Origin of the sequence: Mycobacterium sp. 1465703.0 (assembly GCF_001672975.1) — a bacterium.
Taxonomy (GTDB): domain Bacteria; phylum Actinomycetota; class Actinomycetes; order Mycobacteriales; family Mycobacteriaceae; genus Mycobacterium.
Genome location: NZ_LZKU01000117.1, coordinates 20,325 through 36,536, shown reverse-complemented (window position 1 = coordinate 36,536; position 16,212 = coordinate 20,325). Strand labels below are relative to the sequence as shown.

The window sequence follows — 16,212 nt, the reverse complement described above, 5'->3', positions numbered from 1 at the left end:
CAGGTCGCCGACCGTCGTTCCGGGGCGCAGCACCACCGTCTCCGACTCGATGCCCGCGGCGGCGCGGGCGGCCGCGAAGTAGCGCACCGTCACCTGGATTCCGTTCGATTGGACAGGGGCCTGTCCCATGGGGCTAGCCACCGATCGCGCTCATCGGGCGGTCGGGCTGGATGAAGTCCGGGTCGTTGATGCCGTGACCGGCCGGCTTGCCCCACATCGCGGTACGCCACGCCGCCTCGATCGCATCGTCGGACACATCGCTGCGTAGCAGGCCCCGAAGATCGGTTTCCTGTTCGGCGAACAGGCAGCTGCGGATCTGGCCGTCGGCCGTCAACCGGGTGCGGTCACACGCCGCGCAGAAGGCGTGCGAGACCGACGCGATCACGCCGAACTTTCCGCTCGGTGTGCCCGGGCCGGTGTCGACGAGCCAGAGCTCGGCAGGAGCCGAGCCGCGCGGCGCCGGGTCCGGCCGCAGCCGAAAGTGCGGGCGCAGCGCCGCCAGCACGTCATCGGCGCTCAGCGCCGCGTCCCGGCGCCACTGGTGCCCCGCATCCAGCGGCATTTGTTCGATGACGCGCAACTGATATCCGTGCTCGAGGCAGAACCGCAACAGCCCCACCACGTCCTGGCGTCCGGTGGCGGGGTCGAGCACGGCGTTCACCTTAACCGGGGTCAAACCGGCCTCTTTGGCCGCGACCAGGCCGGCCAGCACGTCGGCGAGCCGGTCGCGCCGGGTGATGGCGGCGAAATGCTGCCGATCCACGCTGTCCAGCGAGACGTTGACGCGGTTCAGACCGGCCAGCGCGAGCCCGGCGGCCCGTCGCGCCAGTCCGACCCCGTTGGTGGTCAGCGAAATCTCCGGGCGGGGCTGCAGGGCGGCGGCCGCAGCGACCACCTGTTCGAGGTGCCGGGCCAGCAACGGCTCGCCGCCGGTGAACCGCACGCTGGTCACCCCCAAGCGGGTGACCGCGATATGCATCAGCCTGGCCAGCTCGTCGGGACTGAGCAGTTGCTCGCCCGGCAGCCAGTTCAGGCCCTCGGCCGGCATGCAATAGCTGCACCGCAGGTTGCAGCGATCGGTCAGCGAGACCCGCAGATCGGAGGCGACTCGCCCATAGGTGTCCACCAGCGGGCCGGTGGCCGGCGCAGCTGTGAGACCGGCCGGGCCGTCAACGCGGCTCGGTACCGAGGGGACGCCCAGCGCCGTCAGCGTCATGCGGCCACCGGCGGCACGTGCTGAGTCGGCGAGCTGACCGGCACGATGTGCTTACCCAGCGGCATCAGCGACACTGGAATCAGTTTTAGGTTGGCCAGGGCCAGCGGAATGCCGACGATGGTCAACGCCATGGCCGCAGCGCTGACCAGATGACCGATCGCCAGCCACACCCCGAACAGCACCACCCAGATGACGTTGCCGATCAGTGCGCCGGAGCCCGCGGTCGGCTTGTCCACGATCGTGCGGCCGAACGGCCACAACGCGTAGGAGGCGATCCGAAGCGACGCGAAGCCAAAGGGAATGGTGATGATGAGCAGAAAGCTCAGCAGCGCCGCAGCCAGGTACCCGACGGCCATCCAGAGGCCGCCGAAGACTAACCAGATGACGTTAAGGATCAGGCGCATATCTCCTCCGCGGTTATTACCAAGCGTACCCAGTGACGAATAACGGGGGTGCTCGTTAGCCGGGCATCCGAGTAGGATCAGACTCCTAATACGGCGTCCTGCGTAGGCGGGACGCTTATTGCGTTGCCTATTTCTATTGATCCGTTAGACAAGCAGGTGAGACCAGTGCCGACGGGCAAGGTTAAGTGGTACGACGCTGAGAAGGGCTTCGGCTTCCTGTCGCAAGAGGACGGCGAAGACGTCTACGTCCGCTCGTCGGCTTTGCCCGCCGGGGTCGAAGGCCTCAAGGCGGGCCAGCGGGTGGAGTTCGGCATCGCCTCCGGGCGGCGCGGTCCGCAAGCGTTGAGCCTCAAGCTGATTGAGCCGCCACCCAGCCTGACCAAGTCGCGTCGCGAGGCACCCGCCGAACACAAGCACAACCCCGACGAGCTGCACGGCATGGTCGAAGACATGATCACGCTGCTGGAAAGCACCGTGCAGCCCGAGTTGCGCAAGGGCCGTTACCCGGACCGCAAGACCGCCCGGCGGGTTTCCGAGGTGGTCAAGGCGGTGGCCCGGGAACTCGACGCCTGACGCTGCGTCGCTCCGCGTCAGCCGGCGCTGACTAAGAGGCATCAGCGTCTGCAGCCGAGCAGGGGTGGCGATGCGCGCACGGGGGTACTCACCCCCCACGGCGGTCGTCGAGCTAGGAGGCTGTGATGGCGCAGCAAGTGCAGGTCACCGAAGAGCAAGCGAGAGCACTCGCCGAGGAATCACGCGAAACAGGCTGGGAAAAACCGTCTTTCGCAAAAGAGCTGTTTCTTGGTCGTTTTCCGCTGGAGTTGATACACCCGTTTCCCACCCCTTCTGATGCTGACGAGGGCCGCACCCGTGCCTTTCTCGACAAGTTGCGGGAGTTCCTGGGAACCGTGGACGGCAGCGTCATTGAACGCGATGCGCAAATCCCCGATGAGTACGTAAAGGGTCTGGCCGACTTGGGCTGCTTCGGCATGAAAATACCGGCCGATTACGGCGGCCTGAATATGTCGCAAGTCGCCTACAACCGGGCTCTGATGATGGTGACGAGTGTTCATCCCAGTCTGGGCGCGTTGCTGTCGGCTCATCAATCCATCGGGGTACCCGAGCCGCTCAAGCTCGCCGGAACACCCGATCAGAAACGGAAGTTCTTGCCGCGGTGCGCCGCTGGGGCCATATCCGCATTCTTGCTCACTGAACCCGACGTGGGCTCCGACCCGGCACGGCTGGCCTCGACCGCGACACCGGTTGAGGACGGGAAGGCCTACGAACTCGATGGCGTGAAGTTGTGGACCACCAACGGCGTGGTCGCCGAATTGCTGGTGGTGATGGCCCGAGTCCCCAAGGGCGACGGGCATCGAGGTGGCATCAGCGCCTTTGTCGTCGAGGCGGATTCGCCCGGCATCACCGTCGAGCGGCGCAACAAATTCATGGGGCTGCGCGGCATCGAGAACGGCGTCACCAGACTGGATAAGGTCCGGGTCCCGAGCGAAAACCTGATCGGCCGGGAAGGCGACGGCCTGAAGATCGCGCTGACCACGCTCAACGCCGGACGGTTGTCGATCCCGGCCAGTGCCACCGGCTCGTCGAAGTGGGCGCTGAAGATAGCGCGCGAATGGTCCGGTGAGCGTGTGCAGTGGGGCAAACGGCTGGCTGAACACGAAGCGGTGGCCAAAAAGCTCTCGTTCATCGCCGCGACCAACTACGCCCTTGACGCGGTGCTCGAGCTGTCCGCGCAAATGGCCGACGAAGGGCGCAACGACATCCGCATCGAGGCGGCGTTGGCAAAGTTGTGGTCCAGCGAGATGGCCTGCCTGATCGCCGATGAGGTCATGCAGATTCGGGGTGGGCGGGGTTATGAGACCGCGGAGTCGCTGGCCGCGCGCGGCGAACGTGCGGTGCCGGTCGAGCAGGTGTTGCGGGACCTGCGGATCAACCGCATCTTCGAGGGATCCAGCGAGATCATGAGGCTGCTCATCGCTCGTGAGGCGGTCGATGCCCATCTCGCTGCGGCCGGTGACCTCGCCAAACCCGACACCGGCTTGCGGCAGAAGGCTGCCGCGGCGGTCGGTGCGAGCGGGTTCTACGCAAAGTGGCTGCCCCAGCTGGTTTTCGGTGAAGGGCAGCGTCCGCGGGCGTACCACGAGTTCGGCCCGCTGGCGTCGCACCTGCGCTTCGTCGAACGCTCCAGCCGCAAGCTGGCCCGCAACACCTTCTACGGGATGGCACGCTGGCAGGCCAAGCTGGAGCAGCGACAGGGCTTCCTCGGGCGCATCGTCGACATCGGTGCCGAGCTGTTTGCCATGTCCGCGGCGTGTGTGCGGGCGGAGTCACAGCGCACCGCCGATCCGGCGATCGGTCAGCAGGCCTACGAGCTGGCCGAAACGTTCTGCCAGCAAGCGGCTATCCGGGTGGAGGAGCAGTTTCGCGCGTTGTGGGACAACACCGACAGCAGCGATGTTCAGCTGACCCGCAACCTGGTGCAGGGCAGCTACAGCTGGCTTGAGGACGGCATCCTCGATCAGTCCGAAGGCACCGGGCCGTGGATCGCTCACTGGGAAGAGGGCGCTTCGACCGAGACCAATGTGGCCCGGCGATTCCTCACTACCTGAGGCCGGCCCTCCATACTCGATTCGGGCGCGGCGAATTTGAGCTACCGCTCGGCAACGGCCGGTTCTTGAGCGACTATGGGAGATATGGCTTCCTATGTTGCGCAGGCAGGCGAATTCACCCGCGACACCAACTACATCACCACCCGCATCACAGCCGACGGGCAAGACGGCTATCCGGTAGAGCCCGGCCGGTACCGGCTCATCGTCGCCCGCGCGTGTCCGTGGGCTAACCGGGCGATCATCGTCCGCCGCTTGCTGGGCCTCGAAAGCGTTCTCTCCATTGGTTTTTGCGGCCCCACCCATGACGAGCGCAGCTGGACGTTCGATCTCGATCCCGGCGGCGTCGACCCGGTACTGAAGGTCCCGCGCCTGCAAGACGCCTACTTCAAGCGTTTTCCCGACTACCCGAAAGGCATCACGGTCCCGGCCATCGTCGATGTGCCGACCGGGGCGGTGGTCACCAATGACTTCGCGCAGATGACCCTGGATCTCTCGACGGAGTGGTCCGCCTACCACCGCGACGGCGCACCTGAGCTATATCCCGAGCACCTGCGCGCGGAGATCGACGAGGTGAGCAAGAGGATCTACACCGAGATCAACAACGGTGTGTATCGGAGCGGCTTCGCCGGTTCGCAGCAGGCCTACGAGGCCGCCTACGACCGGTTGTTCGCGGCGTTGGACTGGGTGAGCGAACGGCTGGCCAATCAGCGATTCCTGGTGGGCGACACCATCACCGAGGCCGACGTCCGGTTGTTCACCACGCTGGCCCGCTTCGACCCGGTTTATCACGGGCATTTCAAATGCAATCGCAGCAAATTGACCGAAATGCCGGTGCTGTGGGCCTACGCGCGCGACCTGTTTCAGACGCCCGGATTCGGCGACACCGTCGACTTCGTCCAGATCAAGCAGCACTATTACATCGTTCACGCCGATATCAACCCCACCAAGATCGTGCCCAAGGGCCCCGATCTGGCCAATTGGCTGTCCCCGCATGGGCGGGAAAGCTTGGGCGGCAAGCCGTTCGGGAAAGGCACACCTCCCGGGCCGCCGGTGGAGGGCGAGCAGGTGCCCGCTGGCCACGGGGCCTGAGCCCGGCGGATCCTCAGAAGGTCAGCCGCACCGACCATTCCGCGTGCGGGACGTCGCGCAGCTCGCCCGCGGGATCCACGGCCAACGTCAGCAACTGCACGACGATTCCGGCCAGCCGCCCGCGCTGCGGGTCGACCGACGGGATCGTCACGGCGAACCGGGTGCCGGGGCGAAAGATCGTGCTCTTGGTGTTGGTGGGGTCGTCGTACACCTGCAGCAGCCGCCAGGGCGCCCGGTAAATGGCATCGGGCACTGAAAGCTGAACCGGATAGCGCTCGCTGACCGGTAGCTCGCCCTGACTCTGCGGTGTCTCACAGTCTTCGAGGTTGAGCACGTTGCAATACAGGTAGGGCCCGACCCGGGTGAGGTGGCCGTGCGAATAGGCGCTGATCTGCGGGTGTTGCGGCCCGGAACGGCCCACCAGCAGCCAGGTGCCCACCCCGGCGCCGACGCACAGCAGCGCCACCAGGCAGGCGAGCAGCACGGCCACACCCCGCTTGCTTCCGGATTTCACTCGGCTACCACCGCCGGAGCGCCGACCCCGCGGCGCGTGCCCTCCTGCTCGACCATGATCGGCCTATTTCCTCCCAGGCCGGGAATCAGCGAGTTGCCGCGGAAGCTGACCAGCGTCTGCGCCAGGCCCAGGATGAGCAGCGCAGTGACCGCGGTGAAACCGACCCACAGTTCGGTGTACACCAACACTCCCAGCGCGCCGCCCAGCACCCAGGCCAACTGCAGCGTCGACTCCGAGCGCCCGAATCCCGATGCCCGGGATTCCTCGGGCAGATCGTTCTGCAGCGAGGCGTCCAGTGAGGCCTTCGCGATGGCGCTGGCCCCCGACGTGACCAGGGTGGCGATCACGGCCAGCACCAGGTTGCCGGCCACCGCGGCGGCCAGCGCGACAGCGCTCACCGCCACCGTGCAGCGCACCACCAGCGCGGCGGGCCTGCCCAGCTTCAGGCGTGCGCTGGTGAAGTTGCCGACGAAATTGCCGATGCCGGCGGCGGCGCCGATCACCCCGAGCATGGCGACCTGGGCCCAGCCGTTGGCCTGATGTGCCTTGGCTACGAACGCGGGATACAGGAACAGGAAGCCCACCATGACCTTGATGGTGCAGTTACCCCACAGCGAGGTGATGATGTTGCGGCCCAACGGTTGCCGGAGTGTTCCGCTGACCTTCTTGACCTCATCGGGCCAGCTTCGCCGCAGCGGTTCGCTGTCGCGGCGGTAGCTCAAGGTGGCGGGAACCTCACCGGCGGTCACCTCGACCCAGCGCGGGATCCGCATGGACAGCGACGCGCCGGCGATCGTCACCGCGATCACCACGAACAACGCCCCGGGCAGCTTGAACAGGTGGGTGCAGACGAATTCGACACCACCGGCTATCGCGCCGCCGACGATGGTGCCGCCCAGCAGACCGAACGTCGTCAGCCGCGCGTTGACCCGGACCAGGTCGATGCTCGGCGGCATCACCCGCGGGGTCACCGCACTGCGCAACACGCTGAACGACTTCGAGAAGACCATCATCGCCAGTGCGCACGGATAGAGCACCCACGACGGAAAACTGCCGGTGGCGCCGTCGTAGTTCATCACCAGCAGCAAAGCCAACGCGGTGCGAAGGCCGAACGAGGCCGCCAGGGCGACGCGCCGGCCGTGCTGCAGCCGGTCCAGCGCCGGACCGATCAGCGGTGCGATCACCGCGAACGGCGCGATGGTGATCAACAGGTACAGCGCGACGCGGCCCTTGCTCTCGCCGGCGGCCGCCGCGAAGAACAACGTGTTGGCCAGCGCGACGGCCATCGCGGCGTCGACCGCGAAGTTGGCCACCACGGGCCACGTCAGCGCCGTCAGACCGGACTTGTCGGCACCGTCGGCCGTCGCGGCGCGCTGCACCATCCAGTACATCCGCGAACCCATCTCGCGGCTGCGCAGCGCGGCGGCGCGGGTGACGGTGATCCGCTCACCGGAAACCGGGCCACGAGACGTCTCGCTGGTGCGACGCTCCGGCTCCGGCTGCTGACCCAGCGGGGGTAGGTAGCGGTTGGCGCTCGGCATCGGCGACGGGCGGCGCGTGCGCCGATCGGCAGCCTTACCGGCGGGGTAGTTGGCCGCGCCCGGATGTTGGGAGGCAGCGCCATTGCCGGGCCGGCGGCCCGGCTGAGAGGCCACCCGGCCCGGATTGTTTTGCCGCCATCCAGACACGTCGCAATTCTCCCCTATGGCGACGACATGCGTCTGCAGGTAACGGGGCGTGGCTCGTCAACCTAGTATTGGAAACGCAATGCAGACAGAAGACAGCGTGACCACACCCAGCGAGGAGCCTGCCGTGGAATCCGCCGTGGCGACCGTGGCCGACTGGCCCGAAGGGTTGGCGGCGGTGCTCACCGGCGCGGCAGACCAGGCCAGGGCGGCCGTCGCGGAGTTCAGCGGGCCGGAGATGCTCGGCGATTACCTGGGCGTCAGCTACGAAGACCCGAACAGCGCCACCCACCGGTTCCTGGCGCACCTGCCCGGCTATCAGGGATGGCAGTGGGCGGTCGTGGTGGCCGCCTATCCCGGCGCCGACCACGCCACCATCAGCGAGGTGGTGCTGGTGCCGGGGCCGACGGCATTGCTGGCGCCGGAATGGGTCCCGTGGGAGCACCGGGTCCGGCCCGGCGACCTGAGCCCCGGAGACCTCCTGGCGCCCGCCGCCAACGATCCGCGGCTGGTTCCCGGCTACACCGCCAGCGGTGACCCCCAGGTCGACGAGACCGCCGCCGAAATCGGGCTGGGCCGACGTTGGGTGATGAGCGCCGAGGGGCGCGCGGAGGCAGCCGAACGCTGGCGCACCGGTGACTACGGGCCCGACTCGCCGATGGCACGTTCCACTAAGCGGGTGTGCCGCGACTGCGGCTTCTTCCTGCCGCTGTCGGGATCGCTGGGTTCATTGTTCGGCGTATGCGGGAACGAGCTGTCGGCCGACGGTCACATCGTCGACAAGCTCTATGGCTGCGGTGCTCATTCGGACACTCCGGCTCCGGCGGGCACCGGGTCGCCCGCCTACCAGCCGTACGACGACGGCCTGCTGGACGTCAGCCAAGCGCCGGTCGAGCCGTCCGCGCCGGTCGAATCGCCTGAGGTGTTAGAGGCGCAGCCGGAGCCCGAGGGCGCCGAGTCTCAACCCGAGACTTCCGCCGAACCGTCGCAATCCGGGCCCGTGGCACAAGCCGCGGAGTCTCAACCCGAGACGCCGGCCGCACCGGCGGAAGCCGCGCCCGCGGCCGAAGCCGCGGGGACTGACGAGCCGCCGCAGACCGAGACGCCGGACTAGCCGGTTTCGGCGGCGGCCTTGATGCGGGCCAGCGAGGCGTTCATGCCGTCGAGCAGTTCGCGTTCGAAGTTGGTGGTCCCGCCGAACAGTGCATTGACCGACAGGTTCGAAAAGGCCGAGACGCCGTTTTCGGCGTGACGGCTTTCGACCAGCCGGGTGCCCTCGCCGCTGGGCTCGAGCTCATAGCTCCAGATGGTGTTGTTGGTGTCGACGCGGAATGCCAGCCTGCGGTCGGGGACGATGTCGACCACCGTGCAGGTGGTCGGCCAGAACATCCGGTTGCGGCGGTTGAGGTTGAACGTGCGGGTGCCCGGACGGATCGGGCCGAAGGGCTTCATCCAGCGACACTGCGGACTCCACTGCGGCATTCGCCGCAGATCGGAAATCAATTGCCACACTTTGGCCGCCGGCGCGTCAATGTCGACTTGGGCCTGTAACAGCGGGGCTACCATCGCACCTCCGAATTACTGGTGATCGAGATAATTTTCGAGCCCGGCCTGGGCGCCGCGTGCACCGCGACGGGCCGCGGCAAGCTGCAGCAAGAAGATGCTGGTGCCCAGCACCCCGACGCCGAGCCCGGCCAGAGCCACCGGACGCCAACTCTGCAGGGCGGACACCAGGAAAGCCGCGGCCACCGCGATGATCCAGCCCAGCGCACCGAGCGCGATGAACGGCCACACGTGCAGCAGCGCGGCCGGCAGCGGCGGCGCGGCGCGGGGCGGACTCGATTCGGCGGGCATCGCGATCAACATAGCCCGCCGCCGGTGTGCGCCGACGGCCCACCCGGTTGCTGCGAAGGGTGATCGAAATCGCCGAGCAAAGCCGGATGCGACGGGCAGGCAAGCGTTTCGATGTGAACCACGCAGCTTAGCGACACGATCAACACCGGTCGTTCACCGGTTCGTGTCCCGGTTTCGCGGGCGTGCGTGTAACCTCGCGCCATGCCTGACAGCGATGCTCGGCTGGCCAGCGACCTGTCACTGGCTGTTATGCGGCTGGCCCGCCAACTGCGGTTCCGGAATCCGTCATCCCCGGTGTCATTGTCCCAGCTGTCTGCGCTGGCGATGCTGACCAATGAGGGCCCGATGACACCCGGTGCCCTGGCGATTCGCGAGCGGGTGCGGCCACCGTCGATGACCCGGGTGATCGCCTCGCTGGCCGAGATGGGCCTGGTGGACCGCGCGCCACACCCGGTCGATGGGCGCCAAGTGCTGGTCTCGGTCTCTGAGTCCGGAGCCGAATTGGTCAAGGCCAACCGCCGCGCCCGCCAGGAGTGGCTGACCAAGCGACTGGCGACGCTGAACAGCGAACAGCGTGACGTGCTGCGCAACGCGGCCGATCTGATGCTGGTCTTGGTCGACGAAGGCCCGTGACCCAGCGGCCAAAACCCTGAATGCTCATCGACGTTGACGACCCCGGTGATCCACGGCTCGACGATTTCCGCGACCTGAACAGCGTCGATCGCCGTCCCGATCTGCCGTCCGGCAAAGGACTGGTGATTGCCGAGGGCGTGCTGGTGGTGCAGCGCATGCTGGCGTCCCGCTTCCGTCCGCATGCCTTGCTGGGCACCGACCGCCGGCTGTCCGAACTCGCAGATGACCTGGCCGGCAGTGCCGTGCCGTTCTACCGGACCTCCGCCGAGGTCATGGCCCAAGTGGTCGGCTTTCACCTCAACCGCGGCGTGCTGGCGGCGGCCCGTCGGGTGCCCGAACCCAGCGTTGCCGAGGTGGTCGCCGGGGCTCGCACCGTCGCGGTGCTCGAAGGGGTCAACGATCACGAGAACCTGGGCTCGATCTTCCGCAATGCGGCGGGGCTCGGTGTCGATGCGGTGGTGTTCGGCAGCGGCTGTGCCGATCCGTTGTACCGCCGAGCTGTCCGGGTGTCGATGGGTCACGCGCTGCTGGTGCCGTATGCCCGGGCAAACTGCTGGCCGGCCGATCTGAAGATCTTGCGGGAGAACGGTTTCCGACTCATGGCAATGACGCCGCGAGACACCGCATGCGCCTTGGCGCAGGCGATGACGGCCGCGCGCGATGAACGCATCGCGGTGTTGGTGGGCGCCGAGGGCCCAGGACTGACGCCGGCCACCCTGCGGTGCAGCGATGTGCAGGTGCGCATCCCGATGTCGCGGGGCACCGATTCGCTCAACGTCGCGACGGCCGCTGCGTTGGCGTTCTACGAGCGGGCCCACTCGGTGACGAGAGGTGACGATGGACAGTCAGACTAGGCTCCGGCTGATGAGAGACGAATCCGTTCCCTGGGCAACGGGTTTGACCGTGACCGCATTCGTTGCGGCGGTCACCGCCACCGCGATAGTGGTGCTCAGCCTGGGGCTGGTTCGGGTGCACGTGCTGCTGGCCATCGCGCTCAACATCGTGGCGGCCGGGGGACTGGCACCGACGTTGTGGGGGTGGCGGCGCACCCCGGTGCTGCGCTGGTTTGTGCTGGGTGCCGGAGTGGGCGTGGTGGTGGCGTGGGTGGCGCTGCTCGCCTTGACGGCCGCAGGCCGGCCTTAGTGGTGATCGCGAGGGCGGCAGAGCCGGGCGAACCGGGTCGCCACCGTCGGCCTAGCGCTGCCCGCCGGAGCGCACGCCGAGCAACACGTCTTCCCACGCCGGGATGACCGGCTTGCCGCGGCGGGTGTGTACGGGCTTTTCGTCCGGCTCGGCGATTGGCGTCTCGGCGACCGGCGGCCTCGCCGGCTCTTCGAAGTCGACGTGGGCGACCCGGGCCACCGGCCGTAGCGGACGTTCGAAGTTGGGGTCGATCAGCGCGCTGGCCGCGTCATCGATCGCGGTGACCGTTCCGCCGTGGGCGCCGGGGGAGAAGGAGAAATGCGCGAGGTTGTCGGAACGTCCGACCTTCCAGGCGAGCTGCACCGTCCAGCGGTTGTCCTCGTTGCGCCAGGCGTCCCAGCTGAGCTTGTCGTGGCTGAGGCCCCGGGTGACCAAGGCTGCGCTGACCGTCTCCAGCAGCGTCAGCACGGCGGGGCCGTCGGCCAGCATCGGGTGTGCGGCGGTTGCCAGCTCCGCGGCGCGGAACCGTTCCAACAGCACCGGGTGGGCAAAGCGGCGGATCCGCGACACCTCCGAACCGGATGCCGCAGCAACCTGCTCCACGGACGCGCCCGCGCGGATCTTGGCCTGAATTTCTTTGGGACTCAGCATGTTGGTGACTTCAATCTCGAGCTGCGGTTGCTCAGAGGACAGGGCTGCGTCGCGCAGCAGAGCTCGCAGGCGGTCGTCGGCCGCTAGCTTGAACTGCTCTGCGGAGTCGCCATCCTCGCAGATGACGTATTTGCTGTCGGCATCCAGCCCAACCACTTTGAGTTCCCGCATGGTCTTCTCCTCGCAGGCTCCGTGCAGGTCAGCGACGGACCCGTCACGTGCGCACTGTAGTCCAGCAACCGCCCGTCACCTGTGCTGACACGCGGTACGGTTGCCTGCTGATTGCCAGTCGGTTAAAGGCGCTCGACGACCCAGTCGATGCATTGGGTCAGCGCGCTGACGTCATCGGGATCCACCGCCGGGAACATCCCCACCCGTAGCTGATTGCGGCCGAGTTTGCGGTACGGCTCGGTGTCGACGACACCGTTCGCCCGCAGGGTCTTTGCCACGGCCGCGGCATCGACCTCGTCGGTGAAGTCGATGGTGCCCACCACCTGCGAGCGCAGCTTGGCATCGGTGACGAATGGCGTGGTGTAGGGCCGCTCCTCGGCCCAGGAGTACAGCCGGCTCGACGAGTCCGCCGTCCGCTTGACGGCCCACTCCAGTCCGCCGTTGCTTAGCAACCAGTCGACCTGCTCGGCCATCAACGCCAGGGTGCCGACCGCCGGGGTGTTGTAGGTCTGGTCCTTCAGGCTGTTCTCCACCGCGATGGGCAGCGACAGGAAGTCGGGGACCCAGCGGCCGGAGGCGGCGACCGACTCGACTCGGGCCAGCGCGGCGGGGCTCATGACGGCCAGCCACAGGCCGCCGTCGCTGGCGAAATTCTTCTGCGGAGAGAAGTAGTAGGCGTCGGTCTCGGCGATGTCGACCGGCAGCCCGCCGGCGCCGGAGGTCGCGTCGATGACGATCAGCGCGTCACCGGAGTCCGCGGGCCGGCGGATGGGCACCGCGACGCCGGTCGAGGTCTCGTTGTGGGCCCAGGCGATTACGTCCACCGAGGGGTCGCCCTGCGGCTCGGGGGCGGTGCCCGTGTCCGACTTGATGACGATCGGATCGCCGACGAAGGGATTCTTGGCGACCGCGCTGGCGAACTTCGAGCTGAATTCGCCGAAGGACAAATGCAAGGACCGCTTGTCGATCAAGCCGAAGGCCGCGGCATCCCAGAACGCCGTCGCGCCGCCGTTGCCCAGAATGACCTCATAGCCGTCGGGCACGGAAAACAGATCGGCCAGCCCGGACCGCAGCCGTCCAACCAGATTCTTGACGGGTGCCTGCCGGTGCGAGGTACCGAACAACGGCGCGGCCGTCGTCGTCAACGCCTGCAGCTGTTCGGGACGGACCTTGGACGGGCCGCACCCGAACCGGCCGTCGCGGGGTTTGATGTCAGCGGGGATCTCGAGCTGGTCAGCCATGCTCATCAGGGTAGTGAGCCGGCCTGACCGGGCGGTGCGGAGGCCCGACTGCGGACCCCGGTGGTTCAGGCAAAAGGCCTGTTCGGACCCTCACAGAGTTTCGTCTCGTGTGATCCAGGGCATAGAAAATCCATGACCACTGGTCAGGTCACAGTGCCGGGGAGGACCTAGGAAATATCCGGTACCTGCGGTACTGTCTGGACATAGCACGTCCAAATGTAAACCTCGTTGGGGAGGCCTGGATATGGCTAGGACGCGATTGGTCCGGCGTTGGCGAAGCAACATGGAAGTGCGCGACGACGCCGAATACGTCAACATGCTTGCCACACTGTCCGAAGGGTCGGTGCGGCGCAACTTCAATCCGTACACCGACATCGATTGGGAATCACCAGAATTCGCTGTCACGGAGAACGATCCGCGGTGGATCCTGCCCAGCACCGATCCACTGGGTCGCCATCCCTGGTATCTGGCGCAGTCAGACGAGCGCAAGATCAAGATCGGGATGTGGCGCCAGGCCAACGTGGCCAAGGTCGGTCTGCACTTCGAATCCATCTTGATCCGGGGCCTGATGAACTACACGTTCTGGGTGCCCAACGGTTCGCCGGAATACCGATACTGTTTGCACGAGTCGGTTGAAGAGTGCAACCACACCATGATGTTCCAGGAGATGGTCAACCGCATCGGCGCCGACGTGCCGGGCATGCCGCGAATTCTCAAGTGGCTCTCGCCGTTGGTTCCGCTGGTGGCCGGCCCGTTGCCGGTGGCGTTCTTCATCGGCGTGCTCGCCGGCGAGGAGCCGATTGACCACACGCAGAAAAACGTTCTGCGCGAAGGCAAGTCGCTGCACCCCATTATGGAGCGGGTGATGGCCATTCACGTGGCCGAGGAAGCCCGTCACATCTCGTTCGCCCACGAGTTCCTGCGCAAGCGGGTGCCGGAATTGACCAAGAGGCAGCAGTTCTGGACGGCGCTGTACCTACCGCTGACCATGAAGGCGCTATGTCGCGCAATCGTGGTGCCGCCCAAGGCGTTCTGGCGCGAGTTCGACATCCCGCGTGAGGTCAAGAAGGAACTGTTCTTCCGGTCGCCGGAATCACGAAAGTGGCTCAGTGACATGTTCGGTGATGTCCGGATGCTGGCCTACGACACCGGCCTGATGGAGACGCGCTCGGCACGGTTGATGTGGCGGCTGTGCAAGATCAACGGCAAGCCGTCGCGTTACCGCAGCGAGCCGCAGCGCCAGCACCTGGACGCGGTTCCGGCGGCCTAGAGGTTTTATGCCGCACGTCATTACCCAGTCGTGCTGTAACGACGGGTCCTGTGTTTTCGCGTGCCCGGTGAATTGCATTCACCCGACACCGGATGAGCCCGGCTTCGCCACCTCGGAGATGCTCTACATCGATCCGGTGGCGTGCGTGGACTGTGGTGCCTGCGTGAGCGCGTGCCCGGTGGGCGCGATTGCGCCCGACACTCGGCTGGACTCCAAGCAGCTGCCGTTCATCGAGATCAACGCGTCCTTCTATCCGGACCGGCCGAAGGACGAGAAGTTGCCGCCGACTTCGAAGCTGGCTCCGGTGATTCCGGCCGCGCAGGTGCGTGCCCGTGGTAAGCCGCTGACGGTCGCCATCGTGGGATCGGGGCCGGCCGCGATGTATGCGGCCGACGAACTGCTCACTCAGCATGACGTGCGCGTCAACGTCTTCGAGAAGCTGCCTACCCCATACGGTTTGGTGCGCGCCGGAGTGGCGCCCGATCACCAGAACACCAAGAAGGTCACCCGGCTTTTCGACAGGGTCGCCGGTGATCGCCGGTTCCGGTTCTACCTCAACGTCGAGGTCGGCGAGCAGCTCAGCCACGCCGACCTGCTGGCTCACCACCACGCCGTGCTCTACGCCGTCGGCGCGCCGGATGACCGTCGCCTCGACATCGAGGGCATGGGGTTGCCGGGGACGGGCACCGCAACCGAGTTGGTCGCGTGGATCAATGGGCATCCCGACTTCGCCGATCTGCCAGTCGATCTGAGCCACGAGCGGGTGGTGATCGTCGGCAACGGAAACGTCGCCCTCGATGTAGCCCGGTTGCTCACCTCGGATCCCGAGGATCTGGCCCGCACCGACATCGCCGACCATGCGCTGGCGGCGTTCCGGACTTCGGCGGTGCGCGAGGTGGTGATCGCCGCCCGCCGCGGCCCCGCCCAGTCGGCGTTCACGCTGCCCGAGTTGATCGGGCTCACCGGCGCGTCGGAGGTGGTGCTCAGCGCGGCCGACCATGAGTTGGTGGCGGCCGATCTCGCGACCGCTTCGGATGCGCTGACCATCCGCAAGCTGGAAATTTTGAGCACGCTCGGCAACGACTCGGCGCCGTCGGACCGCCCGCGAATCAGGCTGGCGTATCGGCTCACCCCGAATCGGGTGCTGGGGGACCGGCGCACCACCGGTATGGAGTTCGCGGTCACCGGCACGGACGAGACGTTCGTTCTGGAAACGGGCCTGGTACTGACGTCGATTGGCTACCGCGGCAAGCCGATTCGCGATCTGCCCTATGACGAATCGTCGGCCGTGGTACCGAACGACGGGGGCCGCGTCATCGACCCCGCCTCCGCTGCACCGGTGCCCGGCGCCTACGTCGCGGGTTGGATCAAGCGGGGGCCCAGCGGGTTCATCGGCACCAACAAGTCGTGCTCGTTGCAGACCGTGCAGGCCTTGGTCGCCGATTTCAACGCCGGCAAGCTGACCGATCCGCTGGCCAAACCCGAGGCGCTGGCCAGCCTGGTGCGCGCCCGTCAGCCTGACGTGATCGACGCGGCGGGATGGCGCGCCATCGACGCCGCCGAAATCGCGCGCGGCAGCGACGAGGGCCGGCCCCGCAACAAGTTCACCGACGTGGCCGCCATGCTCACGGCGGCGGCCGCCGCAGAGCCGGCGCCGCCACCGCGACGCCGGCTGCTGGATCGGCTGCTCGGCTAGTCCCGATGGTGGCGACCC

Annotated in this window: 16 protein-coding genes and 2 pseudogenes; 9 read left to right on the top strand and 9 right to left on the bottom strand. The window is 67.0% G+C overall.

Annotated elements, in window-relative coordinates:
* The 3 genes and pseudogenes from A5625_RS10485 to A5625_RS10475 form a co-directional block, all read right to left on the bottom strand.
* Positions 1-129: pseudogene (locus tag A5625_RS10485) on the bottom strand (MoaD/ThiS family protein); the annotation flags it as partial.
* 4 nt (positions 130-133) lie between these two features.
* A complete protein-coding gene (gene moaA, locus A5625_RS10480; RefSeq protein WP_066992588.1) occupies positions 134-1,216 on the bottom strand; it encodes a GTP 3',8-cyclase MoaA in 1,083 nt (360 codons plus the stop codon).
* Positions 1,213-1,620, bottom strand: coding sequence for a YccF domain-containing protein (locus A5625_RS10475; protein ID WP_066992585.1), 408 nt, complete (start codon positions 1,618-1,620; stop codon positions 1,213-1,215). The genes moaA and A5625_RS10475 overlap by 4 nt, the downstream gene beginning before the upstream one ends.
* Positions 1,621-1,785: 165 nt before the next feature.
* Here A5625_RS10475 and A5625_RS10470 point away from each other — a divergent pair, with 165 nt between their 5' ends.
* The 3 genes from A5625_RS10470 (at position 1,786) to A5625_RS10460 (ending at position 5,336) form a co-directional block, all read left to right on the top strand.
* Positions 1,786-2,193: a cold-shock protein gene (locus A5625_RS10470; protein WP_066992582.1), complete on the top strand. Its 408-nt coding sequence runs from the start codon at positions 1,786-1,788 to the stop codon at positions 2,191-2,193.
* 125 nt (positions 2,194-2,318) lie between these two features.
* Positions 2,319-4,247, top strand: coding sequence for an acyl-CoA dehydrogenase family protein (locus A5625_RS10465; protein ID WP_066992579.1), 1,929 nt, complete (start codon positions 2,319-2,321; stop codon positions 4,245-4,247).
* Positions 4,248-4,331: 84 nt separating this feature from the next.
* Complete coding sequence (locus A5625_RS10460) at positions 4,332-5,336, top strand: glutathione S-transferase family protein (RefSeq protein ID WP_066992576.1); 1,005 nt, start codon at positions 4,332-4,334, stop codon at positions 5,334-5,336.
* Positions 5,337-5,349: 13 nt separating this feature from the next.
* Here A5625_RS10460 and A5625_RS10455 read toward each other — a convergent pair whose 3' ends face one another.
* Complete coding sequence (locus tag A5625_RS10455) at positions 5,350-5,850, bottom strand: DUF2771 domain-containing protein (protein WP_066992573.1); 501 nt, start codon at positions 5,848-5,850, stop codon at positions 5,350-5,352.
* Positions 5,847-7,505, bottom strand: a complete 1,659-nt coding sequence (locus A5625_RS10450; protein WP_066992570.1) for an MFS transporter — start codon at positions 7,503-7,505, stop codon at positions 5,847-5,849. Before A5625_RS10450 ends, A5625_RS10455 begins: the two co-directional genes overlap by 4 nt.
* Positions 7,506-7,617: 112 nt before the next feature.
* On the opposite strand from A5625_RS10450, the pseudogene A5625_RS10445 reads away from it, so the two are divergent.
* Positions 7,618-8,430: pseudogene (locus tag A5625_RS10445) on the top strand (DUF3027 domain-containing protein); the annotation flags it as partial.
* Between the two features lie 215 nt (positions 8,431-8,645).
* Here the strand turns inward: A5625_RS10445 and A5625_RS10440 are convergent.
* Together A5625_RS10440 and A5625_RS10435 are read right to left on the bottom strand one after the other, a co-directional pair.
* Positions 8,646-9,101: an SRPBCC family protein gene (locus tag A5625_RS10440; protein ID WP_066992564.1), complete on the bottom strand. Its 456-nt coding sequence runs from the start codon at positions 9,099-9,101 to the stop codon at positions 8,646-8,648.
* Positions 9,102-9,113: 12 nt separating this feature from the next.
* Complete coding sequence (locus tag A5625_RS10435) at positions 9,114-9,389, bottom strand: DUF2530 domain-containing protein (RefSeq protein WP_066992598.1); 276 nt, start codon at positions 9,387-9,389, stop codon at positions 9,114-9,116.
* A 201-nt stretch (positions 9,390-9,590) separates the two neighbouring features.
* Here A5625_RS10435 and A5625_RS10425 point away from each other — a divergent pair, with 201 nt between their 5' ends.
* From A5625_RS10425 to A5625_RS10415, 3 genes are read left to right on the top strand one after another with little or no spacing between them, the layout of a single operon-like run.
* Positions 9,591-10,022 (top strand): MarR family transcriptional regulator, encoded by a 432-nt coding sequence (locus A5625_RS10425; RefSeq protein WP_066992558.1) that lies wholly within the window; start codon positions 9,591-9,593, stop codon positions 10,020-10,022.
* 20 nt (positions 10,023-10,042) lie between these two features.
* A complete protein-coding gene (locus tag A5625_RS10420; protein WP_066992555.1) occupies positions 10,043-10,876 on the top strand; it encodes an RNA methyltransferase in 834 nt (277 codons plus the stop codon).
* A 10-nt stretch (positions 10,877-10,886) separates the two neighbouring features.
* Positions 10,887-11,165, top strand: coding sequence for a DUF2537 domain-containing protein (locus tag A5625_RS10415; RefSeq protein WP_066992552.1), 279 nt, complete (start codon positions 10,887-10,889; stop codon positions 11,163-11,165).
* A gap of 51 nt (positions 11,166-11,216) precedes the next feature.
* Here the strand turns inward: A5625_RS10415 and sepH are convergent, their stop codons facing one another.
* Positions 11,217-11,987 (bottom strand): septation protein SepH, encoded by a 771-nt coding sequence (sepH, locus tag A5625_RS10410; RefSeq protein ID WP_066992549.1) that lies wholly within the window; start codon positions 11,985-11,987, stop codon positions 11,217-11,219.
* A 122-nt stretch (positions 11,988-12,109) separates the two neighbouring features.
* Complete coding sequence (gene serC / locus A5625_RS10405) at positions 12,110-13,228, bottom strand: phosphoserine transaminase (protein WP_066992595.1); 1,119 nt, start codon at positions 13,226-13,228, stop codon at positions 12,110-12,112.
* Between the two features lie 244 nt (positions 13,229-13,472).
* Between serC and A5625_RS10400 the strand changes: the two genes are divergently transcribed.
* Positions 13,473-14,498: a diiron oxygenase gene (locus tag A5625_RS10400; protein ID WP_066992546.1), complete on the top strand. Its 1,026-nt coding sequence runs from the start codon at positions 13,473-13,475 to the stop codon at positions 14,496-14,498.
* Positions 14,499-14,505: 7 nt separating this feature from the next.
* Positions 14,506-16,194, top strand: a complete 1,689-nt coding sequence (locus tag A5625_RS10395) for an FAD-dependent oxidoreductase (protein ID WP_066992543.1) — start codon at positions 14,506-14,508, stop codon at positions 16,192-16,194.
* Positions 16,195-16,212: the final 18 nt, after the last annotated feature.